General features: G+C 41.5%; 21 protein-coding genes. 9 read left to right on the plus strand and 12 right to left on the minus strand.

What is annotated here, in order from left to right; all coding sequences use genetic code 11:
• Positions 1–38 precede the first annotated feature (38 nt).
• Positions 39–941 carry a helix-turn-helix domain-containing protein gene (locus AC1DYB_RS13465; protein ID WP_477435612.1) on the minus strand — a complete coding sequence of 301 codons (903 nt, stop codon included), beginning with the start codon at positions 939–941 and terminating at the stop codon, positions 39–41.
• A gap of 719 nt (positions 942–1,660) precedes the next feature.
• Here AC1DYB_RS13465 and AC1DYB_RS13470 point away from each other — a divergent pair.
• Both AC1DYB_RS13470 and AC1DYB_RS13475 read left to right on the plus strand, forming a co-directional pair.
• Complete coding sequence (locus AC1DYB_RS13470) at positions 1,661–3,028, plus strand: amidohydrolase family protein (protein ID WP_477435614.1); 1,368 nt, start codon at positions 1,661–1,663, stop codon at positions 3,026–3,028.
• Between the two features lie 319 nt (positions 3,029–3,347).
• The gene (locus tag AC1DYB_RS13475; protein WP_477435616.1) at positions 3,348–4,676 is read left to right on the plus strand and encodes a sensor histidine kinase; all 1,329 of its coding nucleotides are present in this window, start codon (positions 3,348–3,350) and stop codon (positions 4,674–4,676) included.
• Between the two features lie 198 nt (positions 4,677–4,874).
• Here AC1DYB_RS13475 and AC1DYB_RS13480 read toward each other — a convergent pair whose 3' ends face one another.
• Positions 4,875–5,741 carry a CHAP domain-containing protein gene (locus AC1DYB_RS13480; protein WP_477435618.1) on the minus strand — a complete coding sequence of 289 codons (867 nt, stop codon included), beginning with the start codon at positions 5,739–5,741 and terminating at the stop codon, positions 4,875–4,877.
• Positions 5,742–6,151: 410 nt separating this feature from the next.
• Here AC1DYB_RS13480 and AC1DYB_RS13485 point away from each other — a divergent pair, with 410 nt between their 5' ends.
• The 4 genes from AC1DYB_RS13485 (at position 6,152) to AC1DYB_RS13500 (ending at position 9,626) form a co-directional block, all read left to right on the plus strand.
• Complete coding sequence (locus tag AC1DYB_RS13485; protein WP_295712328.1) at positions 6,152–6,580, plus strand: hypothetical protein; 429 nt, start codon at positions 6,152–6,154, stop codon at positions 6,578–6,580.
• Between the two features lie 721 nt (positions 6,581–7,301).
• Positions 7,302–8,639 carry an argininosuccinate lyase gene (argH, locus tag AC1DYB_RS13490; protein WP_477435620.1) on the plus strand — a complete coding sequence of 446 codons (1,338 nt, stop codon included), beginning with the start codon at positions 7,302–7,304 and terminating at the stop codon, positions 8,637–8,639.
• 10 nt (positions 8,640–8,649) lie between these two features.
• Positions 8,650–8,853, plus strand: coding sequence for a YwbE family protein (locus tag AC1DYB_RS13495; RefSeq protein ID WP_295712337.1), 204 nt, complete (start codon positions 8,650–8,652; stop codon positions 8,851–8,853).
• 74 nt (positions 8,854–8,927) lie between these two features.
• Positions 8,928–9,626 (plus strand): DUF1345 domain-containing protein, encoded by a 699-nt coding sequence (locus tag AC1DYB_RS13500; RefSeq protein ID WP_477435623.1) that lies wholly within the window; start codon positions 8,928–8,930, stop codon positions 9,624–9,626.
• Here the strand turns inward: AC1DYB_RS13500 and AC1DYB_RS13505 are convergent.
• Positions 9,623–10,537 carry a DUF72 domain-containing protein gene (locus AC1DYB_RS13505; protein WP_477435625.1) on the minus strand — a complete coding sequence of 305 codons (915 nt, stop codon included), beginning with the start codon at positions 10,535–10,537 and terminating at the stop codon, positions 9,623–9,625. The genes AC1DYB_RS13500 and AC1DYB_RS13505 overlap by 4 nt on opposite strands.
• A gap of 77 nt (positions 10,538–10,614) precedes the next feature.
• The gene (locus AC1DYB_RS13510; RefSeq protein ID WP_477435627.1) at positions 10,615–12,246 is read right to left on the minus strand and encodes an amidase; all 1,632 of its coding nucleotides are present in this window, start codon (positions 12,244–12,246) and stop codon (positions 10,615–10,617) included.
• A 193-nt stretch (positions 12,247–12,439) separates the two neighbouring features.
• Here AC1DYB_RS13510 and AC1DYB_RS13515 point away from each other — a divergent pair, with 193 nt between their 5' ends.
• On the plus strand, positions 12,440–13,417 hold the full coding sequence (locus AC1DYB_RS13515) for a glycoside hydrolase family 5 protein (RefSeq protein ID WP_477435629.1): 978 nt from the start codon (positions 12,440–12,442) through the stop codon (positions 13,415–13,417).
• 185 nt (positions 13,418–13,602) lie between these two features.
• Positions 13,603–14,025, plus strand: a complete 423-nt coding sequence (locus AC1DYB_RS13520; protein WP_477435631.1) for a hypothetical protein — start codon at positions 13,603–13,605, stop codon at positions 14,023–14,025.
• A 19-nt stretch (positions 14,026–14,044) separates the two neighbouring features.
• On the opposite strand, the gene AC1DYB_RS13525 is transcribed toward AC1DYB_RS13520, so the two are convergent.
• Together AC1DYB_RS13525 and AC1DYB_RS13530 are read right to left on the minus strand one after the other, a co-directional pair.
• Entirely contained in the window at positions 14,045–14,806 is a 762-nt protein-coding gene (locus AC1DYB_RS13525) for an MBL fold metallo-hydrolase (RefSeq protein ID WP_477435633.1), read from the minus strand.
• The gene (locus AC1DYB_RS13530; protein ID WP_295712357.1) at positions 14,803–15,075 is read right to left on the minus strand and encodes a hypothetical protein; all 273 of its coding nucleotides are present in this window, start codon (positions 15,073–15,075) and stop codon (positions 14,803–14,805) included. The genes AC1DYB_RS13525 and AC1DYB_RS13530 overlap by 4 nt, the downstream gene beginning before the upstream one ends.
• Before the next feature lie 116 nt (positions 15,076–15,191).
• Between AC1DYB_RS13530 and AC1DYB_RS13535 the strand changes: the two genes are divergently transcribed.
• Positions 15,192–16,256 carry a polysaccharide deacetylase family protein gene (locus AC1DYB_RS13535; RefSeq protein ID WP_477435635.1) on the plus strand — a complete coding sequence of 355 codons (1,065 nt, stop codon included), beginning with the start codon at positions 15,192–15,194 and terminating at the stop codon, positions 16,254–16,256.
• A 168-nt stretch (positions 16,257–16,424) separates the two neighbouring features.
• Here AC1DYB_RS13535 and AC1DYB_RS13540 read toward each other — a convergent pair whose 3' ends face one another.
• The 6 genes from AC1DYB_RS13540 to AC1DYB_RS13565 form a co-directional block, all read right to left on the minus strand.
• The gene (locus AC1DYB_RS13540) at positions 16,425–16,973 is read right to left on the minus strand and encodes a CAP domain-containing protein (RefSeq protein ID WP_295712362.1); all 549 of its coding nucleotides are present in this window, start codon (positions 16,971–16,973) and stop codon (positions 16,425–16,427) included.
• Between the two features lie 167 nt (positions 16,974–17,140).
• Positions 17,141–17,911 (minus strand): hypothetical protein, encoded by a 771-nt coding sequence (locus tag AC1DYB_RS13545; RefSeq protein WP_295712364.1) that lies wholly within the window; start codon positions 17,909–17,911, stop codon positions 17,141–17,143.
• Positions 17,912–18,146: 235 nt separating this feature from the next.
• Positions 18,147–19,085, minus strand: a complete 939-nt coding sequence (locus AC1DYB_RS13550; protein WP_477435638.1) for a phosphatase PAP2 family protein — start codon at positions 19,083–19,085, stop codon at positions 18,147–18,149.
• A 1-nt stretch (position 19,086) separates the two neighbouring features.
• The gene (locus AC1DYB_RS13555) at positions 19,087–19,710 is read right to left on the minus strand and encodes a sterol desaturase family protein (protein ID WP_477435640.1); all 624 of its coding nucleotides are present in this window, start codon (positions 19,708–19,710) and stop codon (positions 19,087–19,089) included.
• 262 nt (positions 19,711–19,972) lie between these two features.
• Positions 19,973–20,698 (minus strand): CDP-alcohol phosphatidyltransferase family protein, encoded by a 726-nt coding sequence (locus AC1DYB_RS13560; protein WP_295712371.1) that lies wholly within the window; start codon positions 20,696–20,698, stop codon positions 19,973–19,975.
• A 26-nt stretch (positions 20,699–20,724) separates the two neighbouring features.
• Complete coding sequence (locus AC1DYB_RS13565) at positions 20,725–23,286, minus strand: DUF5686 family protein (RefSeq protein WP_477398919.1); 2,562 nt, start codon at positions 23,284–23,286, stop codon at positions 20,725–20,727.
• Positions 23,287–23,867 lie beyond the last annotated feature (581 nt).

Raw genomic sequence — 23,867 nt, forward strand, 5'->3', positions numbered from 1 at the left:
CTTTTCAATCTCAGAAACTATGCAAATCAAACCAATAACTATGAATTGGCGATATGCAACTTACGGAAATGGTTTGCTGTAGTTCCTGTATTTTTTTTGAAAAAGCTGTAGAAATTAGGCGAATGATCATAACCAAGGCAATAACCAATTTGAGCAATGTCCCAATCACTTTCCAAAAGTAATGATTTAGCTTCCTTGATAATCCGTTTCGATAAATGCTCAGAAGTAGTAAAACCCGTTGTCTTTTTTAAAACCCGGTTCAGATGGTTTGAATGGACTGCTAACTGATCAGCAAACTCTTTGGCATTTCTAAAACGAAGGGTATGATGAGGGGAATGAATTGGGAACTGCCTTTCCAGTAGCTCCAGAAAAAGAGAGGTAAGTCGTTCGGCTGGGGCGTTTGCCTTTACATAACTAAGCGGCGGATCAATTTTTAGGGCTTCGTGAATGATGATTTGTATAAAGTTGCGCAACAGGTCCTGTTTATTGACGTAGGAAGATTGATTTTCCGTCAGCATCAGTTCGAATATATTGCGGATAACCGACGTAGATACTTCGTCCGGGAACAAAACAGCGTTTCCGCCAACTTTGAATAAGGGCGAATCTGAAAGGTAATCTGTTTTTAATTGACTACTGATCAACTCCTCAGAAAAAAGGCAAAAATAGCCTTTCTCTCCACCTGAAACAGATTCATAAGCATAGGGGATCATTGGATTGCTGAAAACTAACACATTTGGTTTTATCTGGATCACTTTGTTTGGATAAGTAATGGTCCCCTGGCCTTCAGTAAGAAGGGTTATCTTAAAAAAATCTCTGCGATTGAAGCTAAGTGATAAATTAGGATCAAATTCTTCAATTTTAGAAACGTTAACTTTACCAACTTCAAAATGGCCTTGTCCGTAACGCTGATAAAATTCTTTTGCCGTTTCGCGTGCTTTCATTAAACAAAGGTATAGAATTTCAAATTTTGACATTTAGGAAGGTTAACGTCGCCCCTATTCGCTTTAAAAATGGCAAATGTGAAATACCCTTAGTGATCCGTTAACGGTCTGTACCTGAATTAAACGAATTAAGGAATGCACAGAATTATTTAAACGTTGAATATTCAATTCAGGATAGAATTCTGTGCATTCTTTAATTCTGAAAAATTCCGGTTCAAACAATGCGTTAAGGATGGAAGTGGATACCGGCCAAAGCGCTTAAGGCCTGCAGGCGTATGAACGTACAGCCTGACCCGACGCAGGAGGGGAACGCCCGGAGAAAGCATCAAGTAGTCAGTATCAAGTATCAGGATTTTTTGATGTGCGGACAATTCTGTCTGAACCTGGATTAAACGAATTAAGGAATGCACAGAATTATTTGAACGTTGAATATTCAGCTCAGGATAAAATTCTGTCAATTCTTTAATTCTGAAAAACGGCGTAGCCCTCTTGAATACCTTAAAGATAGACAATACATGAAAAATTCTGATTCAGACAATGTGTTAGGGATTGAAACAAATACCCGCCAAAGCGCTTGTTTTTTTTTAGCTTTATATATAATGTGCTTATAATCAGTGTTCTTATTGATTGTAAAAAACGGAATGATTAGATTTACTGTGAATGCAAGTATACCGAACACGTTAATACCGCCCCACTTACCGAACACCAAAACCTGAAAGATGAAGACACTGTTCGCCCTAATGGCGCTGCTGTTGATGCAGGCCTGTAAACCGGTAAAGAAATATGACCTGGCCATCATCAATGCCAGTGTGTTTGATACCAGGAAAGGTATTGTATTAGCGCATCGAAGTATCCTGGTTAACGGGGATACCATAGCCGAAGTAACAGATAGCGCCATTCCTGTTAAAGCCAACAGGACAATTGATGCGGGTGGCAAACTTGTTACGCCCGGCATGATCGACGCGCATATTCACCCAACCCATTTCTTTGGCGACTACGACGCCGCGCCAAAATACCTGGCCAAAGACTCGCTTAACTTTTTAAGAAAAAAATTCTCTGATAACTACCTGCCTTTTGGGGTAACCGCAGTGATGATTATGGGGCAGCCCGAAACATGGCTCGGCCCGGTTTTAAATTGGTCGGCACATCCGTCGCCTCATTATACGGATATTTATACCGTAGGTGGTGCATTGATCTCGCAGGAGGATCGCAAGCCTTATATCTGCCATACCACAGTCGCATCTCCTGAAGCGGCGAGGCAAAAGATGCTGGCCTATCACCGGATGGGGATCCGGCATATCAAGCTCTATTGGCGATTACGCAGGCCGGAATTTGAAGCTGCCTTTAAAACAGCCGACAGCTTGGGCATGCGGGTGTACGGTCATATTGATGAAGGTATTATGAATATGGATACTACACTCCGGATTGGTTTGATAAACTATGAGCATATCTTTACCATAATCCATAGCCTGCCATGGACGGACGCTGATGGCAAAGCGTTTGTTGCCTGGATGGATCGGTTTTACGGCAAAGAAAAATGGCAGACCTTACCTTTCTGGGAAGTTTTACTGAACGAAATCCGCTGGAGTGTTGACTATATGCCCGGCAGGATAGATGCTTTAATCGGGAGGCTCGCAAAGCATCATGCCACATTTTCTACCACTATCCACCTCCCTGGTGAAAAATTCGGGCTAACTTATTTTTCCAACCCCGGTAACCGCCCGGATACAGGTGTAAGTAAGGACCGGATGCAGCGTAACCGCGATAATTTCAAGGGCCTCATGGCGTTGGTAAAAAAAGTATACAACAGCGGTATCAAGATCAGGATCGGGACAGATGTTCCCAATGGCGGTAAGGCTGTTCTGTCGGAGCAGATATTATTGGCACAATATGGCTTTACGATTCCCTCAATCATCCAGATGGCCACCATCAACGGGGCCGACGCTTTAGGGATGGCCAATAAATATGGCGCCATTGAGCCCGGCAAAAAGGCCGACCTAATCATTTATGACCAAAACCCGATGCTGAACTACCGCAATTTCCTTTCAAAAAGAACAGTGATCAAAGATGGGATCGTCGGATTTTAGGACGTTTGGACGATCGGACTATCGGACGTTCGGACTTTTGGATAAAGGATTTTTGGATAAAGGAACAAGGATTTTAACAATACTTGTTCTCAAAATGACGTAAGCTGCCAATCCGGTCAATCCTTGCTCCATTAATCTTTTATCCGAAAGTCCTTTGTCCTTTGTCCTTTGTCCTTTGTCCTTTGTCCTTTGTCCTTTGTCCGAATGTCCGATAGTCCGATCGTCCGATCGTCCGAACGTCCAAAAATCCGAACGTCCAAAAATCCAAAAAATCTTATATTTGGCGATATACAGTGCTACCTTACATTAGCTGTACTCTATGCTAAAAAAAATAAACAATCTATGGTTTAGCCTGATTGGCAGCCGGCAGGCTTTCCCGTTAGAGAGCCGGATCTTCCACTCCATTAGTATCGGGTTAATTATAATAGCGCTGGTGTATGTTCCTTATAACTTTTTTGCGGGGCTGTACATTGCTTCATTATCAAGTTTTACACTCGCCCTTTTTTTTGCTTACCAGTTTTATTATTCCCGTTTTCATGGTCGGCCGCATAACAGTATTGTATTTGGCCTAATAGGTGTGGCGATATTTTCGGTCAACTATTTTGCCAATTCGGGCATCAACGGCTCAACCGATTTAATATGGCCGGCTTACCTGCTGCTGGTATTTGCCATTTCGCCCTACCGGCAGCATATATACTGGCTACTGGTTTATTTGCTGTCCTTCCTGGTGCTGCACTGGGTAGCATTTCAGTATCCATTTTTGGTTAAATATCCTTTTAGCGCAGGGAAGGGCGAACTGATAGACAGGATTACGGCATTCCCATTACCCGTGATAACAATTTACATTATCATCAATTTTATCAGGAAAAGCTACGACAAAGAAAAAACTATTACCGAAGAAAAGAACTTAGCCATTGAAGTGCGCAACCAACAGATCTTATTGCAAAAAAATCAGCTGGAACAAAGCGATGCCGAAAAGAATAAGCTGATGTCCATTATCTCGCACGATATGCGGGCACCCCTTATACACATACAAGGCTATCTTGAACTACTAAAAGATCATGAACCGGATCACGAGCACCGCCGGGTATTGGAAAACGAATTGCTTGAAGCTACCAATAGCACTATGGATATGCTAACCAACCTGCTGCAATGGTCCAGATCGCAAATGGAAGGTTCGTCTGTTAACTTATCGAAATTAAACCTGCTTGCGGTCATAACAAGCACACTTGAAATGGGGAAAACCCAGGCAGAGAAAAAAGATATTACTTTTAACTATGTTATTGAACCTGGAATAACGGTTGTAGCCGATACAGATATGCTGCAATTGGTGGTCCGCAACCTGGTAAGCAATGCCATAAAATTTACGCCAAACGGTGGCATCATTAACATAAACGCAGCGTTACTACAGCAGGAGTGCAAGATAGCCGTCAGCGATAATGGCAAGGGTATTGATCCGCAAAAACAGGAAAATATTTTTTCTATCAACGCCAAACCTACATTTGGCACCAATAACGAAAAAGGGGTTGGTTTGGGCCTGCTGTTATGTAAAGAATTTATTGAACGCCAGGGTGGCCGTATAGGCTTTGAAAGTATTTCTGGGCAAGGCTCCAGTTTTTTTATTTTTATACCCGCCCTCCCGGCCTGAAGACAGAGATTTTCAGACTATCGGACTATCAGACTATCGGATAAAGGATTTTTGGATAAAGGAACAAGGACTTTAAAAATCATTGCTCCAAACATGTCGCAAGCCCTAAACCGGTTAATCCTTGCTCTGTTAGTCTTTTGTCTGAAAGTCCGATAGTCTGAACGTCCAAAAATCCAAACGTCCGGTAGTCCAAGAAACTCACTTGATGCGGGCAAAGGCCATAGCATCTGCTTTATACCTGATATGTGATGAAACTGCTTCACCATTAACATCAGCCTCAATGGTATAGATGTAGTCGTTATCGGTGCTTGATACTATACCACATTGTTCGGCTCCCTTATTTTCCTGGAAATTAAAGAAAACAATATCGCCGGGTTGGGGATGGTCGGTAGGGGGAATAATATAATTTTTTTGTTTCAGCTGCTTGTAAAAAGCAGTGAGATCACTTGTCTTTATATCGGGCATTTTTGTTTGATTGGTTTGAAAGCACCAGATAACAAAAGGCACGCTCCATTGCGCGTTGCTGGGAACGCCGGCCTTATATAAATATTTGGCTACCAGGTTACGACTGTTATTAGGGTCTGATTTGGCGCTGTTGAGCTCAATGAATGCGTTGGAAAGTGCAATACTGCCGGGAGATGCCACTGCAGCACTATTGCCGGGAGTGGCAGCCGACTTACCCACCGCCTTGGATTTGCGCAAAAATATGGTGTTTAAAGCGCCTTGAGCACCCTGTGTATTTAATGTGTTTGCAGTGTTGATGGCAAAGGTGGTATCCATGGTATAAAAGCTCAGCAGCGCCAGTTTTACCGTTGTTGAATCTTTACTGAGGATAAAGGGCATGAAGGATTGTATGAGCTGTGCTTTTTTAAAATTATAATCCATGGTGAATAAGGAGTCGTCATGCCGTTGTTTTAGGGTTTGGTGTTTGTAGTCTTCCAATTTTTCGAGCGACGAGCCATGGAGGGTTAAGTAAGCAACCAAAACGGTTGTGATGGTGGTGAGCACTATCGCGATGTTTTTTTCTATCCAGAAGAAAAACCTGTTTTTTGATCTTACAGTCATTGGCTTAGGATTATAAGTTCTAAGCTATGAAAATATTTTTACAGCATCAATAAGGAGGGGACTATCAGACTATCAGACTTTTGGAGGTTCGGACTTTTGGACTTTTGGAAAAAGGACTATCAGACAAAGGACTATCGGACGATCGGACAAAAGACTAATGGAGCAAGGATTTTTGGAAACCTTAAACCGGGTTAATTCTTACGCTATTAGTCCTTTGTCCGAAAATCTGAAAACCCTTGCTCCATTAGTCCTTTGTCTGAAAGTTCGAAAATCCGAACGTCCATTAGTCCTTTGTCCGAACGTCCCAAAGTCCGACCATCCGAAAGTCCAAAAATCCGAAAGTCCAAAAAACCTTCCCCCGTTCATCCATCTTTTTATATTTTTGTTTACAATCAAAAAAGATCATTACCATGAAAAAATTAGTTTTAGCCCTAACATTAACCATTGCCAGCAGCGCGGCTTTTTCGCAAAGCTTTTTAAAAAAGGTGCAAAGTGCCGCGTCGTCAAATAAAATAAGCACAGCGTCGTTACCATCGCTGAGCAATATAGGCGGTGTAAAAGATGCCATTATGGGCAAGCTGACACCGGCATTGGCGCTCACCGCGATTGAAAAACCTTCGGTAGCATCAACCATTACCGATTATTTGAAAAGCAAAGCCGATATTATGCCTTTGGCCAATACCGATAAAACTGCTTATGCCAGCAAATCATCAAGTTTAATCAGCGGCTTATCGGGCAAACTGAAAACCATACTTACCGTTGCGCAATACTCCAAGTTTTTAGGCCTGAAACCTAAAGCGCCAAGTGCCAGTAACGTGCTATCAAGCCTGTTTTTTTAAGGCTTAGGGTAGTTGCATGCCGGCAACGACTCACCCGGTCTACGCTTCGCTGGACCACCCTCTCTTCACCTGCGGTGGAAAGAGGGTTTAAAACATTTTTTTACGAGGTTTTCAGCCACAGTGGAAATTGTCTGAACGGGAATTAATAGAATGAGAATTGCTGTTGTTTCCCTTCCCGTCAGCAGATAAGTTTCGGGCGAAAGCGGGCAGAACTTGGTGGCATAGTGCGCAGGAGGGGCATAGTGAACATTGCCGAAGGGTAGGCCTGTGCGGCAAAGAAACCTATCTGCTGACTTGATTTTTTGGTTACTTTTGTATCAAGACAAAAGTAACAGCCCTCCCGCGGCAACTGAGCGGGCCAATGCTCTTTCATTCCCACAAAATAAATTCAGCCCCCAAACGGCCTTCCCGAGGCAACTGGCGCTGACTTTTCAGGGTGTTCGGGTCAGCACAATAGGACTGTTCGGAGGTGTTCGGCTACTGATTTCTTAAAATTATAAACTACTGATAATCAGTGTATTTTTATTTCAGCGAAAAATAACCGAACGGTTAATTGGTTGGCTATCAATAAACTAATTTTTACCAAATCCGCCAACGCCTGTACACTCACCAAAAACCGAACACCCGGTAATAATATCCATTACCATGACCCGACGAAACCCTCCTAAAATCTTGCTACATGATACTAACTACTTGCTACTAAATTTCACATCTTTGCACTATGAGCAAGTTATGGCAAAAAACCACTAATGTTAATCAACTGGTCGAGAGTTTTACCGTCGGCCGCGACCGTGAATTCGACCAGGAAATGGCCGCTTTTGATGTGCTGGGCTCCCTGGCGCACACCCGCATGCTGCAAAGCATCGGCCTGATGGATGTTGCTGATCTTGAACTTGTACAGCGCGAACTGAAAGCCATTTATGCCGATATAGAGGCAGGCAACTTCACCATCGAAGATGGGGTAGAGGACGTACACTCGCAGGTAGAAATGCTGCTTACCCAACGCATTGGCGACGCCGGTAAAAAGATCCACTCAGGCCGTTCCCGTAATGACCAGGTGCTAGTTGATCTGAAACTATTCTTCCGCCACCAGCTGCAACAGGTAGTTGAAGAAACCGAAACCTTGTTTCGCCAGCTGATAACGCTAAGCGAAAAACATAAGGATGTATTGTTACCAGGCTACACGCACCTGCAGGTGGCCATGCCATCATCATTTGGCCTCTGGTTTGGCGCCTATGCCGAAAGCCTCGCCGATGACCTGGAACTGGTGCTGGCAGCGTATAAGATCACCAATAAGAACCCGCTGGGTTCGGCAGCCGGCTATGGCTCGTCGTTCCCCCTTAACCGTACCCTAACCACCGAGTTATTGGGCTTTGATAGTCTTAATTATAATGTAGTATACGCCCAGATGGGCAGAGGTAAAACCGAGCGTATTATAGCGCAGGCGCTCTCATCTATAGCGGCTACCCTTGCCAAAATGGCTATGGACCAGGCGCTGTACCTGAGCCAGAACTTTGCCTTTGTAAGCTACCCCGATACACTGACCACCGGCAGCAGCATTATGCCCCATAAAAAGAACCCCGATGTTTGGGAAATTATGCGTGGTAAATGCAACCGCCTGCAGGCCCTGCCAACAGATGTAGCCATGATGACTACCAACCTGCCATCGGGCTATCACCGCGAGTTACAGTTGCTTAAAGAACTCCTGTTCCCCGCCTTTGCCGATTTGAAGAGCTGCCTGCATATGGCCACCTTTATGCTGCAAAACATTACGGTAAACACCGATATATTAAAGGATCCTAAGTATGCCTATCTCTTCAGTGTAGAGGAAGTGAATCGCATGGTACTCAGCGGCACGCCTTTCCGCGATGCCTACAAACAAGTGGGCCTGGCCATTGAGCAAGGCGACTTTAGCCCCGATAAAACCGTTAACCATACCCATGAAGGCAGTATAGGTAACCTGGGCAATGAACATATCACTGCCGCGTTTAACAAGCTGTTATCAAACTTTGATTTTGGAAAGGTTGAAGGAGCGATAAAGGGACTGGTAGGGAAATAAACCACAATATATGAACGGACAGAACAGAAGCGACATATACCCGGGGCTTGAAGTAGATATCATCCTGAAAAAAGATCAGCGTAACGGCACCCTTACCCGGGGAATAGTAAAGAGGTTGTTAACCAGCGCAACCTACCATTCCCGCGGAATTAAGGTTCAGCTGGATGACGGGCAGGTAGGCCGTGTGGCCTGGATTGTGGAAGAGGAGGATTAAATTTTCTATAGTTCATCAATTCTACATAATTGATCTCCATATTTACATTGATACTTACCATAGTATAAGCCTATATGCCTGCAAGCCTTCAAAAAAAATCGAAGTTATGGTTACGGATAGATGCTCATCACCGTTTACTTGTTTCCTTGTGTGTAGGCGCAGGTACATTATTTTTTTCCTGGGGACGGTTTAGCGCGCCAGCCCTGGTATTGGTTACCTGGATTAGTTTTGCCTTAATGATTATTTTGATGGACTGGGTAATTATCCTTTCCTCTCATCCTATGGAAATTCGCAGGATAGCGAAGATTGAAGACTCCAGCCGTACCTTGATATTTTTGTTTGTTATCATTGCATCCTTAATTAGTATGCTGGCTATTTTCTTCCTGCTAAAATCCTCTAAACAGTTATCACCCGCAGTCGTAACAGGTCACGTTTTATTGGGGATGGCATCGGTAATTGTATCATGGGTGCTTGTGCATACTATTTTTACCCTACGCTACGCGCACATGTTTTATGCCACTGATCCCGATGACGATAACAAGAAAAAGCCTTTAGGTGGTCTTGAATTTCCGGGCAATGAAAAGGAGCCGGATTATCTTGATTTTGTATATTTTTCTTTTGTTATTGGGATGACGTTCCAGGTATCTGATGTGGAGATCTCGTCGCGCCAGATCCGCCGCCTGGCCTGGATTCATGGGATGATCTCCTTTGCTTTCAACACTGCCATCGTGGCGCTAAGCATCAACGTTATATCGGGCCTGGTTTCAAATTAAAACAAGCTGCTTTGTGCTTCAATAAATTGAGGCCGTTTCAATTGCATGCCTAATTCTTGGTTAAGTTTTTCTACCACATAATCGGCAAGTCTCGGTGAAAATTCCTCTTCGTGCTGGTGCATTAAAAACCATACCGATCTTAAACCCAATTGTTGCCAGATTTTGATCCGTGAAACCCATTCGTCTACGCGTGCGTAATCAGAAGGATGCAGGCCATTACCTACAAAGCGTATAAACGCGTGGGGCGTAGGCAAGGTCATATGTACCACATCACGCCGTCCGGTGGCATCGGTTATTACCGCGCCGATATTAAGATCATGAAGAAGTTGAAATACCTTGTCCCGGTTTTCAGCAACAGAAAACCATTCCTTGTGACGCAGCTCAACAAAAACAGGCACATCCTTGGGTAAAGTTTCCAGGTAGGCTTTCAATTCCGGGAAGCTTTTAGGCGTATAATTATCGCTCAGCTGCAAAAACAAAGGTCCCAGTTTTTCGCCAAATGCCATAATGCCTTCATAATAGCTTGTGGTGATCTCATCTGCATTTTTTAGCCTTTTAATGTGGCTGATGCTTTGCGAAAACTTGGGGCAAAACTTAAAATCGGGGTTGGTATCGGCTTTGGCTTTCCATTTACCAATAGTATCCGCGCCATAAATATTATAAAATGTGGCGTTCAGTTCAATACAATCAAAATGCTTTACATATTCATCCAAAAAATTAGCCTCTTTGGTTTTAGGCGGATAAATTTGCCCCACCCATTCTTTACGGCCCCATTTGGCACAACCCACATGCACCTTTAAAGGTGCATTGCTTTTGGCAGCTTTAAGTGTGCTAAGCGTTAATTCTGCATCAGGCGGCAATGTAAAATCTGTTACAGCTAATTCTTCGGGAGATACACGGCCAAATTCCATGGGTTTGTTGATTTAATTTATATTGCGCTAAGTTGCAAAAAAGACAGTCAATTTTTAAAATTCTGATTCATGCAAAATTATCCTAACAAATCAACCTTAAACAAAGGCTTAACCCTTTTTTTGCTGGCCTGTTCATAAGCATATCCTAATTTAATAATATCCGCCTCTTTGTAAGCCGTGCTAAAGAATGACAGGCCAATGGGCAAGCCTTGCACTAAACCCATAGGTACAGTGATATGCGGATAGCCCGCCATAGCCGCCGGGCCAGAAAAAGAGAAGCCATTATCATAATCGCCATTCACCAGGTCGATGCAGACAGCGGGGCCATTGGTTGGGCCGATGATGGCATCCAGCTTATTATCAGTGAGAATTTTATCAATAGCCTTGCGGGTACCAGTGTTGGTTTGTTTTACAGCGTCCAGGTATTCTTTACTGTTCAAACCACCTTTGGCTTGTGCAAGTTCCAGCGTTTCCTGCTTAAAAAAGGGCATGGCTTTGGCCTCGTTCTGCTTGTTAAAGGCAATTACATCTGCAAGGGTTTTAACTTTCCCATTGGCTGTACTTAAATATTGGTTAAGGCCATCTTTAAATTCATACAACAACACGTTAAACTCATTTTTGCCAATTTCTTTCAACTCTTTGTTCAGCTCTATTTCAACTACTGTAGCGCCCTTGCTTTCCAGGGTTTTAATGGCATCTTTAAGTAAAGCTACCATGCCGGCGTTGCCTTCCAATGCCGATTTTTCAACCCCGAGACGTTTACCATGAAGGCCGTCGGCATCCAAAAATTTAGTGTAGTCTGTTTCAGCTTTTCCCTTGCTGCCAATAGTAAAGCTATCCTGTGCATCTATACCCGCTAATGCTCCCAGGAATATGGCGGCATCTTTAACGGTGCGGGCCATTGGTCCGGCAGTGTCCTGGGTTTTGGAGATGGGGATAATCCCCGTCCGGCTCCACAAACCTACAGTAGGTTTAATGCCCACCAATCCGTTCACGGATGATGGCGATACTATTGATCCGTCTGTTTCGGTGCCGATGGCTATGGTGCACAAATTGGCTGCAACTGCCGATCCTGATCCGGCGCTTGAGCCACTGGGGTTACGATCAAGAATATATGGGCATTTGGTTTGCCCGCCCCGGCTGCTCCATGCACTGGTAGAGTGTGTGGACCGGAAGTTGGCCCATTCGCTCAAATTGGTTTTTCCCAATAAAACGGCGCCGGCTTCGCGCAGTTTATGTACTATAAAGGCATCCTGTTTGGCAAAATTATCGCCCAGCGCCAATGAACCGGCGGTAGTATGCATATTATCGCCGGTGTTGATATTGTCTTTTATCAGTACTGGTATGCCGTGCATCGGGCCGCGTACTTTGCCTTGTGAGCGCTCTTTATCCATGGCATCGGCCATACTGAGGGCATCCTTATTAATCTCGATAACCGAGTTAAGTTTGGGGCCATTCTTATCAATTTCATCAATACGTTTCAGGTAAAGCTCTGTTAACAGGCGCGAAGTGTACTGTTTGGATTTCATTTTTTCCTGCAGCTCCGTTATCGTAGCCTCCGAAAGTTCAAACAGGTCATCTTTACTGTCGGTTGCCGTAGTATCCGTTTTTTTATTATCGGTAGATGGCTGGCTGCATGATGCGGCAACCAAAGTTGATATGGTTAAACCTGCTAATGAGCCTGTTTTAATGAAATTTCTTCTGTGCATAACCGGGTTTTGAAAAAGCTTCTACAAATAACAAAATATTTAGCTAATTAAAAACTATCAGCCTGAAAATGTTACAACATATAATGGCGGTATTAGCTGCTGATAGAGTCAGATTTTAACATATTATAATGCGATTATTACAAATCGGCATTTATAAATTTTCATTATTTACATTGTCTCATCTAAATATAAAATGATGAGGCTTCTTTTAATTATTCCATTGGTTTTGGCCATTACTACGGCAACATTTGCTCAAAACTTAAGCCCTGTTGCCCGCAATGGCGCGTTAAGGGTGCAGTATGGTAAGTTGGTAAACCAGCAGGGGATTGCGCCACAGCTGCGGGGTATTAGTCTTTCATGGAGTTTGTGGCAGGGGCGTAAATATTATAATCCGGGGGTAGTGAGCTGGCTTGCCGGTGATTTCAAGATCTATATACTTAGAGTGGCAATGGGCGTTGAGCCCGATGGCGGTTACTTGCAGCAGCCCGATGAGCAGCAAAAATTGGTGACAGATGCAATAGACCAGGCTATAAGGGAGGGTATTTACGTACTGATAGACTGGCACGACCATCATGCCAACCTGCATTTAAGAGATTCAAAAGATTTTTTTAAGCAAATGGCAAAAAAGTATGCCGGTGTACCCAATGTAATTTATGAGATATGGAACGAGCCGGCAAAAACCGATTGGAAAACTATTAAAGATTATGCCATGCAGGTAATCCCCATTATTCGTAAATACGATAAAAATAATGTAATTGTGGTAGGCAGCCCCAATTGGAATCAGGATGTGGATATAGCCGCCGCCGATCCTATCACCGGTTTTAGTAATATTGCTTACTCCTTTCATTTTTATGCCAGCGACAACTATCACCAGGAAGTATTGCGCGCGAAGGCAGATAAAGCTATAAAGCTTGGTTTACCACTCATCATCACCGAATGGGGTGTTGGCGAGGCTAATGGCGACGGTGAATTTAATTTGCAAAAAACTCAAACCTGGTTAAAATGGATGGAAGATAATCAGCTTAGCTGGGCCAATTGGAACATTACAGATAAACACGAAACCACGGCCATTTTACAAAAAGATGCTCCCATATACGGTGGTTGGACTGATGTTAATTTAACACCTGCTGGCGTGTATATCAGGAATGTGCTAAGGGAGTTGAATAAATAAAATATAGCATTATAGGATACGGCGCAACCATTACATGAATTTAAAGCAGGTGGCTTTGTATAAATTGCATTACAAATACTTAAGCACATTAGTTTTGGGTATATTCATGCTCAGGAATGTACTTTGTTTTTTTATTGATGATGATGCCCAGATGTCCGATCAAAATGTTGCTCCCCGCTGTTTTAATGGCATTGTTATTTGGCTGCAACCCCGGTAAAAAGATTTTTAAAAGCGATTGCAATGATGATTATTCACCGGTTTACAAGCGTGTTGCTTTTACAGAGCTGGTAAATCATCTTAAAAAATATGATAAGCAATATGTTGAGGTGACCGGGAAATATGTTGAGGCACCAGAGCAGTCGGCTTTATTTAATGATAGCCTTTTTGCAGATCATTCAATTACGCAAGCCATCTGGATAGATTTTAACCCTGATTGCCCGCTTTATTTAGAGGGGACACGAATAGGCCTGTTTCAATATAATGACGGTCAGTTTATCCAGATAAATGATAAGCATGTCACTATAAAGGGGAGGGTTGATGCTCATGATACCGGCCATTTAAACCAATATAAAGGTGCGATAGAAAGAATAAGTTATATCGCTTTATAACGCTAAACAAGCTAAGTAATTAAATCGTCAGCTTTAAGCCATCATAGGCCAAATGGATGTTTGGAGGCAGCTCTTTTGTAATATCCTCATGCTTACCCAGGCGGTGACTAATATGTGTGAGGTAAGTTTGTTCGGCGCCTATTTCCTGTGCAAAGGCAACAGCTTCGGCAAGTGTAAAATGCGAGATATGGGTTTGTTTCTGCAGTGCGTTTATTACCAATATTTTACTTCCTCTTATTTTTTCCTTTTCTGCTTCTGATATAGTTTTAGCATCAGTGATATAGGTAAAATCATTTACCCTGAAGCCCATTACCGGGAGCAGGTAGTGTAATACCTCCACAGGCGTAAATGTTACGCTGCCGATAGAAAATGGATTTAAACCTATAGGATGTACGGTTACCTGCGGAACTCCGGGATAACCATTGCCATCAAAAATATAAGGAAATTCGCGGATAAGCGCCCGCTGCACTCGGAAGTCGGCATAAACATCAATCGGTGTGTTTTGGCGGTAATTGAAGGCACGGATATCATCCATACCGGCAATATGGTCTTTATGCTCGTGCGTAAATACAATAGCATCAAGGTGCTTTACACCGGCACGCAGCATTTGATACCTGAAATCCGGCCCGGAATCAATAACAATGGTTTTATCTTCGGCCTCAATTAAAACAGAAGTACGCAGGCGATTATCGTAAGGGTTTGCAGAGGTACAAACCTCGCATTCGCAGGCAATAACAGGTACGCCCTGTGAAGTTCCGGTTCCTAAAAATGTTATGGTCACAGTTGCAGTTTTGTTTGTTTAATATCTTGCAAAAATGCAATCTGTTTTTCGTCAAGCAGTTTAAAATCTACTTCCAGCTCGCGCAAAAGTTCAACAAGAGCTAATATTTTGCTTTCCAGGTTCGAGAAACGGTTAACTATTACCATACGGCTATTGAGTAACAGGCAGGCGCCTGTTTTAAAGTTCCCTTTTTCATACCGCACCCGGTAACCTGCTGCTTTAAGCAGCATCTCCAGTTTTTCGAGGGTGTGGTTAGTAGGAGGAAGCATTATTTCAAAAATAGTAAATTAAGTGTAATTGCAGATTCATTTTTAGATATCGCGGTGGTTGTTATCAATAATCAATATCCCTATATTTATTAACCAATTATAAGCCCGATATCACAATGAAAAAACTCATTCTGTTTGTTGTAGCCATTGCTGCATGTTTAGCAACTCATGCTCAACAAACTAAAACCTATGCCGAAAAACTTGGCTGGCCTAAAGGAGCACGCGTAATTATTTTGCATGTAGATGATGCGGGCATGTCGCACGAATCAAACGATGGGGTAGAGACAGCTATTGATAAGGGCGTAGCAACATCAACCAGTGTGATGATGCCCTGCGCCTGGGTACCCGATTTTAAAAAATACCTGGATAAACATCCCGGTACAGACGCCGGCTTACATTTAACCCTAACATCTGAGTGGGATAACTATCGCTGGGGGCCATTGGCTGGTAAAGCCGCGGTACCTGGCCTTACTGATAAGCAAGGTTGTTTATGGCCGTCTGTTGTAGAGGTGTACTTCAGGGCATCGGCAGATGAGGTTGATAAAGAGATAAGGGCACAGCTGGATAGAGCTTTGATTATGGGCTTTGTGCCTACGCACCTCGACTCGCACATGGGGACACTCTTCGCCAAGCCCTCTTACATGGAAAAGTATATTAAACTGGGTATCGAAAAGCAGATCCCGGTTATGTTTCCCGGTGGAGATGACCTGTTTTATCGCGCAGAAGCAAAATCCGCTACCGTCGCCGATTTGAAAAAGCAGGGCAAATACACCGAAGGGATGGTTATTGCCGAGCCTGCTGCGTTAGCGCAAGCTAAAGAAGTTGGCGCAATGATCTGGAAGGGAGGGTTGCCTGTTTTGGATGATCTGCATAATTCAAGCTATGATTGGCAAATGCCCAATATTGATAAAATGACAGATAAGGAAATTCAAAAATGGTACACTGATCATTATATTGAAAGTATTGGGCGTTTATCGCCGGGATTAACTATGGTGATCATGCATTGCACCAATCCAACGCCAAATTTTAACTATATATCTGACACAGGCAAAAAACGCAAAGGCGACCTGCTGGCCATGACCGACCCACGGTTAAAAGCATTTTTAAAACAACAAGGATTTATTTTAACTACCTGGCGCGAAGTTATGGAACGAAGGATTAAAGCGGGGGATATTGAATAGTGTATCTAAACCGGGATTAAACAGATTTTTTGGATTATCGGATTTTAAAACTTGTATTTTTCTGAAATGGGTTTAATAAAAGAATCAGGGAAATCTGAAGAATCTGTTTAATCCCGGTTCAGACAAATAATCTGCACATCTGAAATCTGCATATCTGCACATCAAGTATTAGTTCTGTATCAGTTTATATCTGCCAGATTTGATGAGTTTTTGTTGTTCGGCGGTGAATGAGGTTCGGCCGCCAAAATCCTGTACCCAGTAAGTTTTATATTCGGCTATGCCAACCTCCTTAAAGTCGCGGTTCATGAGGTTTTTGCAATGGCCTTCGCTTTTAAGCCATCCATCCATTACTTCGGCTATACTTTGCTGTCCCTGGGCAATGTTTTCGCCAATGGCGAAGCTTTTAAAGCCTTTAAATTTATATCCTGCAGAAACCACTCTATCCTCCATGCTACGACCATCTTTGCTGGTGTGGCTAAAATAACTGCTTCTTGCCATATCTTTTGCATGGCCTGTAGCGGCATCAAATAGTTTATTGTTCCAGGTGAGGGGAGGGGCCGGCGGAAAGTAAGTATTGCCGCAATTACAGCCTTTACTGCGGGCTGCATTTATACGGGCTAAAAATTCACTTTTAAAAGGCTCGCTTTGCCCGTAGGCGGTTCCAAACGATAATGATATAGTAAGTATGCAAATTACTTTTGCAATTAAATTCCTCATATGGTGTATGACAAATTAAATGAAACGAGGTTTAATTTTCAATAGTATAGCGGGTTGCACTTATTGTTTGCGTTTCCTGAGCCGAAGGCGCCAGCGACTGCGTTTTTTACGTCGCCAGTAATAAACCATAACAGCTATGGCCATTAGGGCAAGGGCGATAATGAGCGTTATAACGAGACTGTATGCCTTGCCGAGCTGAGTTTGGGCCCTCTTTTGTAAGTCGAGGTATATACTTTTTTTTTGACGATGATTGAATCTTGTTTTTTTATCTGTACCGAGTCCTTTTTATTTATAAGTGCAAGGCGGTCTTCCTCGGCCTTGTGTAAGATGCTATCATCCAAAAATTCATGCCTTTTTATTGCGATAGTGGCTTTTTCATAATCTTTCATATGCCGGTACAAAGCCGCATAACCCACCTGTACGGTCGATTCGTTTTTAGGATCAATATTTTTGACTGCAAGTTTAAGGGCTTCATTCAAATCGCGCATGGCCAGGGTATAGTCCTTAATATCGGTTTTTATAGCCGATAGTTCAATTAAGGAGGCTATTATATTGGGTACATCGTTCTTTAATCGCGATATGGTATTTGATTGCAAAATAAACCATTTAGCCTGGCTGTATTTGCGTTGCGAGCGATAAATTTTCGACAGGTTATTATAACATGTGCGTAAGCCCAATGTATCATTAAAGCGTGAATAGCTATGCAGCGCCAGCATGGTATAGTTTAAAGCTTCGCCCTGATAATAATACCTTACGTGCCTGTTTAAAACAGTATCATAATTTAAATATTGGGCAGCTATCTGGGTGTATATAGGTCCTTTTAAAGAATCGCTGGTGAGTTGTAGTTTTTGTTTCAAACTATCAAGGTCACTCGCAGATGCAGATAATTTTGATCCGGCTAAAAGGATGAAGATGAGACAGGTAAAAAGTTTTTTCATATAGGGGCTATCGAATACCAATATATTTTGAATATTGAATAGTCAAATAGTGTGCCTGTTTTATCAAATACTTTGTACTAAATAATACACGGCGGATAGAAATGACGAATACGGGGCGGAAACGGCGGTTTTTAAGAAGAAGTGCAGGGCCAGGATTATAAAGTGGAATTTCTCTGCTTCAATTGCGCGTTACAAGTAGTATAGTAAACAGTACAGTTATTACTCAATAGCAGTACTAAACAATAACCTGCTCGTACCGGCTTATGAAATGCTGTAATGGCTTAAACCTTGAAAGTATGAAATTGAACAGCGTAATACCGATGCTGGCGCAGATGATACCTGCTAATACATCAAGCACATAATGATGACTTGCATATACCGCGGTAAACCAAATACCAAGCATTACAATTGCAAAAAAAACATTGACAATGCCCAGGCGGTTTTTAATGCCATAATATAAAACAATTACCGGGTATGATGAATGTAAGGATGGCATTGCCGCAAAAACATTTGAGCCTTTAGCGTAGATAGATTTAAATATACCCGCGTTAAAATAAGCATCAAATTTTGCCAGGCCTGCGGTATTGCCTTGTGTTAGTGGATGAAAAAGTAAACCGTGATATTGTACATACCATGGCGGAGCAGCGGGGAAAGTATAATATATCACAAAACCCAATAAATTTACCAGCACAAACGTAAGCGAGAATTTAAGAAACTGCCTTTTGTTTTTAAAAAACAGGAAGGCTGCAAAAGCAAGCGGTACCGGAATCCAGCATAAATAAAATATGCCTGCAGCCACATCAATAAATGTATTGCCATTTACCCGCCAGTATTCGTTAGGTGTTAACAGGTTGCCTTTGTATTGAATGCCAAATAAATGCTTCTCGAAATTGTAAATATCGGCTATGTGTACAGCGTTGAACTTGTAGTTTGGAAAGGCTTTCATATAATCAAATATGATCCAGTATACAATGAATATACTAAAGCCAAGGATAAACTTGCGGGTAACTGCCGACGCGTAAAAAAGAGAATTGAATATTAATACCAATATCAGTTCATCGGTTTTGTAACCTATTAAAAAGTAGGAGAGTATTAAATAACCTAATGAAATCAGCGAAACAACAAGTACAGTTTTGGTATTGATTGTTACACCAGTGTGTGCCGTGTTATTCACCTTATTTTTTTAAGAATCCTGAACGGAATATTTTATCCCACAGTGGTGAACTTACACCGTAACCCCTATCGGGATCCTGGTAATGATGTAACATGTGGTGCTGTTTAATTTTTTTAAATAAGCCGCTTTTAAAGTTAAAGTGATGCATAGCGTAATGCGATATATCATAAAACAGGTAGCCTAATATAAAACCAGGGAAAAAACCGAAAACATGATTTACAGGCAATATCGCCTTAAATAAAAAGTAAAAACCTGTAGCTAAAGGGATACTTAGCGATGGGGGCAATACCAGGCGTTTGGCATCGCTGGGGTAATCATGATGAACACCGTGCATGATAAAATGCAGCCTTTTTGCCCAATCCCAGTTTTCGTTTGGTTTAAGATGGAATACAAAACGGTGCATAATATACTCCGTAATGGTCCACACAAATAAGCCTAAAATAAAAAGCGCAATGTATGTTAATACATCAATACCCTTGTCAAAAGAAAGGTATGTTGAGTATATAATAACGGGCACAAAAATATACAGGGGTACAGTATAATGCACCTTTGATAAACCCTCTAAAAAGTCGCTTTTAAACATCCTCACAGACTCTTGTGAGTTTGATACATAATTCTTTTTCATAGCATATCAGGTTTAAAATGTTTAATGATTTGTCTGCCTGTTATTTTATTTTTTAGTTGAATGTATTAGCCGGAACTAATCATTTATCCGGTTAAATTTTAATAAACATTTACCTAAAGTAAACGCCATTATTTAATTGTCGCGAAGATATGATATTTTGCTCAGCTCTGAAGCCTGAAGTGCTAAGTCTTGAGTGTGCTCCGAAATCGCAATTTCGGATGAACCTTTATGGATACTATTAAACTTATGCCCTATTAAAAGCTTATAGCCTATCTTCTTCCTCTTGTTTTATTAAAGCCCTTTTAGCTTCCCTAAGCCTGTTAAAAGCGGTAATATTGGTTAATACAGCCAGTATTACAATTGGAATGGTAAATATCGATATGGTTTCAAATACATGGAATTTGATACCCGGAACAAATAATTTATAATTACCGCCAATATACTGGGCCACAATTCCGCTTAATGCAGCACATAGACCAATGGTAACTACACGCTCCGGCCTTTGCATTAAACCTCCTTTAACCTCAACGCCTAAACCTTCGGCACGTGCCCTCACGTAGCTTACCATCATAGAACCTATTAAGGCAATAAAGGCCGCTATCGAACTTAAAAAATAGTGATGGGCAACCAAATAATAACAAATACCCAGGAACATAATGAGCTCACTGTAACGGTCAAGAACAGAATCATACAGCGCTCCAAAGGTTGATTTCATATTACCCAAACGCGCCACCTGCCCGTCGAGCATATCAAATAAGCCTGCAAACAGTATTAAGCCACCTGCCCAGCCCACGTAGCGCAAATCGCCACGGTTACCTTCTTCGGCACCTAAAATAAATATTGCGGCTACGCCTACGTTTAACACAAAGCCAATTGATGTAACTGCATTTGGTGTTAAACCAACCTTGATCAGAATTTTTACAACGGGATCAATAACCCTGTAAATACCTAATTGCAGGTTTGTTCTGAGCGATATTTTCTGTTCCATCTTTGTAATAGTTTTATGTTACAAAATTAAAAATCAAATTTAATCCTTACGCGGAAGCCCCATGAGGAGATATCCGGGTGATCTAAATAGTTTAACCTCTTAACAAAATCAATTCGTATAAATTTAAATATATTTTCAACACCAACGCTACCTTCCACGTAAGGTGTTTTACCAAGCGTATAAGTAATAGGAACGCCATTGCCATCAATTGGAAACTGATATAATGACGGATGTAGGTTTGGATTGTTTTGATCACTTAAACCACCGTACAAAACTTTTGCCGAAAATACTTCGCGCCACTTTAATTTTTTCAACAAAGGTACTTTATTAAAAAAGAAACCCATAAAATGCTGATCTATCCTGAAGCTTGCGTATTTATCACTCGCAAACTCCAAAAAGTTCATTAAGTTGTATGAATCAATATCATACGCATATGTTTGGTTGGCCTGGTGAATAGTTAATAATGGATATGGTACCGAACCAAACGTTTTACCGCCGCTTAAATTAACATCGGCATATCCCAATTGTGATTCATAAACACGCTTATCAATACGTGCGTCCAGTTTTTGATAACCGTACTCGCCGCCTAACAAGCTCTTTACAGCTGCAGTATATTGTAATTGAAAAGTTGGGTATTTATTTGGGATGGGTATACGGTAAATTTTTCCCTGGTAAAATTCTTCATGCGGTGCATAACGTAACCCGGCAGTAAACTGCGTGGTTGTAAGGTCATGAACCGAATTTGGCTGTCCGTTTAAAATATTGTTAAAATAGAGTGAGCCTGCAGGTTCCTGTGTCCATCTGTTGAAACCGGCACTATATGAAAAGTGACTTTCAAACTCATGTACATAATCTATCTTGTAGTTATCATTGTACAGATATTTATCATTTACACCACGTTTAAATGATAGCAATAAATTGTCTTCCTGAACAAATTGCAGGTTTAACCCCGGAATTTTGGTATCCCGTTGAAAGCTTGCCCTGATATAATTTTGAGGGAATTTGTAAATTGATTTATTGTTTAAAGAGTACGTGCCGCTCAGGAAATATTTCCAGCGTTGATCTTTAAAACCGTAGGCGGCATACGTTTCAAAGTAATAACGTTTGCTCAATTCCGGCGTAGTACGGCCACCAAATCTCAATTTTAATCCCTCTACAGGGTTAAAGCTGTAGAAAGTATTTGCGGGGCCAATTTCAAACTTACCAAAGCCCTTGTAGCCTGCAAGCAGCAGGGTGGCAATATCAACGGTACGCTTAAAGGATGGCATGTTTTTTAAGCTGTCGATGTTTTTGTAAACTTTTGATTCGGCAGTTGTTAAAGTATCCAGGCGGTTTTGTGCCCAGAAAGCTTCGCTCCGGTTCCGTGCTTCATCTGATGCTTCTTCTGATTGCTTGGTATATGCTGTATCCGGGCGGGGCTTGTTTACTATGTAATTACCGAAGGTTATGGTACGCATACCGAATAAACTGCTTTTAGCATCTTTTTTTGATGCGCCAAAATCGGCAGTGGTATTGCTCTTGCTTAGGTGGTAACGGCCATCGGGGTTTTGTTCAAAATCAAGGTCGACCTGGATCGATCTGATGAAGTTGATATTGATGTGCTTATTTACTAATAAAGTAGCTTTTTGAACCGCATAATTACCATCAAGGGTTATATAGATACTACCCTCAAATAATACATCATTGCTATTGCGGGGCGTAAAACTTAATTGAACCAGTTTTTGGTTTTTACTATCAGTAATTGTATCAGTGATAAAAAACTTATAATAATTAGGGGAGTTGTTTGATATCGGGCTTAAAAATTGACTTGTAATCAGGAAAACGTTGTTGTCGTAAATATCAACCTTGCCATAGAGGTGTTTAAAATATTGCGCTAAACCAGCATTATCAACCGCGGGGCCAAAGTTTACATTTTTTTCGCCCAAAATTATCTCCCGGTTTTTTTCTGGGTTTTTGCGGTAATAGTTTTGCAAAATTTTCTCGTTCAGGAAAATAGGAAGTATTGATTTACCCGGCACGGAGGTGCTATCCCGGTTATCTAAAATGAACTTATACTTTCTGAAAAATTTACGGTCAGAAAACTGTGCCGAAACATTGGCAGCGCCAAACATCATTTTATCATATTCCCTATACTCTACATAGTCGTAGTGTTCGGGGCGGTTTTTCTCTTTGTTTTCTATAACCTTACGAATCAATTCAACCGCGGGGTTATCCTTGTTACGGTATTTAGGCTTTTTGCCGGCTTTAATATTAACCTCGTTCAGTTGCTGAGCCGAAGGGAATAGCTTTACATTGATAACTTGCTCTTTACCGGGTACAACTGCTAAAAAAGCATCTTTATAACCTAAAAACGATATTTTTATTTGTTTGTATGAAAGTTGGTTTGTTGAAAGGCGGTACTTACCGTTATTATCAGTGGTAACACCTGTAGTGGTGCCGGTAAAACCAACCACTACGTATGGGAGGGTTTGTTTATTGCTTGCATCAGTTACCGTTCCCGTTATTATAGTAGTTTGGGCAAATAATGATGTAGCAGATAAAAGAAATATTGAAAAGAATAAACTTTTGTAAAATTTTTTAAACTCCATGTACTTTATGCAATTATGCAGATACAAACTTTTTTTGATTGATAAATAGTAACCAGCAACCTGAACACTGAAACCCCTTTTGATTGCTGATATTGTAAATTATCAGTCCAAAATTATAGATCGATCAATCGCTTAGCACTTTTCTATCCAGTCGATCTGTCTGGTGATTCACCTGCTTTTTAGCACGTTTCCTGCACCCTTTACAACCTTTAAACATGGTCTGTAACCGCGTTTCAAAGGTAAAAAAAATCCCTACAGACTAATGTGGTCAAAAAGTCAAATATTGCCTACATCAGTTGCAATGCCATTTACCTTCAAATAAATTACCTTTAAATTATACTAATGCGCAAACGATACTAATTAATTTATATTATAACTTTTGTTGAAGGTAATATATGCAAATTACGTAAAATGTTGATTTTTAGATGTGATTATTAAGTTCGGGTGCAATTTTAAGTAAAATGATATGTTTTACAGCTATAGACAGCTGTAATTTAACAATTATTAACAGCTTAACTTAAAGGATATTGTTAACTAAAAAGTATGTTTAAATAAAACAGCCGCACCAGGTGATAAATCCC

This window comes from Mucilaginibacter sp. P2_A4 (assembly GCF_056405015.1).

What these genes read in the sequence shown, in the direction of transcription:
- AC1DYB_RS13520 (WP_477435631.1), top strand. Translation starts at nt 13,603, where the DNA reads ATGGCATTGTTATTTGGCTGCAACCCCGGTAAAAAGATTTTTAAAAGC.
- AC1DYB_RS13475 (WP_477435616.1), top strand. Translation starts at nt 3,348, where the DNA reads ATGCTAAAAAAAATAAACAATCTATGGTTTAGCCTGATTGGCAGCCGG.
- AC1DYB_RS13535 (WP_477435635.1), top strand. Translation starts at nt 15,192, where the DNA reads ATGAAAAAACTCATTCTGTTTGTTGTAGCCATTGCTGCATGTTTAGCA.
- AC1DYB_RS13560 (WP_295712371.1), bottom strand. Translation starts at nt 20,698, where the DNA reads ATGGAACAGAAAATATCGCTCAGAACAAACCTGCAATTAGGTATTTAC.
- AC1DYB_RS13480 (WP_477435618.1), bottom strand. Translation starts at nt 5,741, where the DNA reads ATGACTGTAAGATCAAAAAACAGGTTTTTCTTCTGGATAGAAAAAAAC.
- AC1DYB_RS13505 (WP_477435625.1), bottom strand. Translation starts at nt 10,537, where the DNA reads ATGGAATTTGGCCGTGTATCTCCCGAAGAATTAGCTGTAACAGATTTT.
- AC1DYB_RS13540 (WP_295712362.1), bottom strand. Translation starts at nt 16,973, where the DNA reads ATGAGGAATTTAATTGCAAAAGTAATTTGCATACTTACTATATCATTA.
- argH (WP_477435620.1), top strand. Translation starts at nt 7,302, where the DNA reads ATGAGCAAGTTATGGCAAAAAACCACTAATGTTAATCAACTGGTCGAG.
- AC1DYB_RS13555 (WP_477435640.1), bottom strand. Translation starts at nt 19,710, where the DNA reads ATGAAAAAGAATTATGTATCAAACTCACAAGAGTCTGTGAGGATGTTT.
- AC1DYB_RS13500 (WP_477435623.1), top strand. Translation starts at nt 8,928, where the DNA reads ATGCCTGCAAGCCTTCAAAAAAAATCGAAGTTATGGTTACGGATAGAT.
- AC1DYB_RS13510 (WP_477435627.1), bottom strand. Translation starts at nt 12,246, where the DNA reads ATGCACAGAAGAAATTTCATTAAAACAGGCTCATTAGCAGGTTTAACC.
- AC1DYB_RS13485 (WP_295712328.1), top strand. Translation starts at nt 6,152, where the DNA reads ATGAAAAAATTAGTTTTAGCCCTAACATTAACCATTGCCAGCAGCGCG.
- AC1DYB_RS13545 (WP_295712364.1), bottom strand. Translation starts at nt 17,911, where the DNA reads ATGAAAAAACTTTTTACCTGTCTCATCTTCATCCTTTTAGCCGGATCA.
- AC1DYB_RS13515 (WP_477435629.1), top strand. Translation starts at nt 12,440, where the DNA reads ATGATGAGGCTTCTTTTAATTATTCCATTGGTTTTGGCCATTACTACG.
- AC1DYB_RS13565 (WP_477398919.1), bottom strand. Translation starts at nt 23,286, where the DNA reads ATGGAGTTTAAAAAATTTTACAAAAGTTTATTCTTTTCAATATTTCTT.
- AC1DYB_RS13465 (WP_477435612.1), bottom strand. Translation starts at nt 941, where the DNA reads ATGAAAGCACGCGAAACGGCAAAAGAATTTTATCAGCGTTACGGACAA.
- AC1DYB_RS13530 (WP_295712357.1), bottom strand. Translation starts at nt 15,075, where the DNA reads ATGCTTCCTCCTACTAACCACACCCTCGAAAAACTGGAGATGCTGCTT.
- AC1DYB_RS13470 (WP_477435614.1), top strand. Translation starts at nt 1,661, where the DNA reads ATGAAGACACTGTTCGCCCTAATGGCGCTGCTGTTGATGCAGGCCTGT.
- AC1DYB_RS13495 (WP_295712337.1), top strand. Translation starts at nt 8,650, where the DNA reads ATGAACGGACAGAACAGAAGCGACATATACCCGGGGCTTGAAGTAGAT.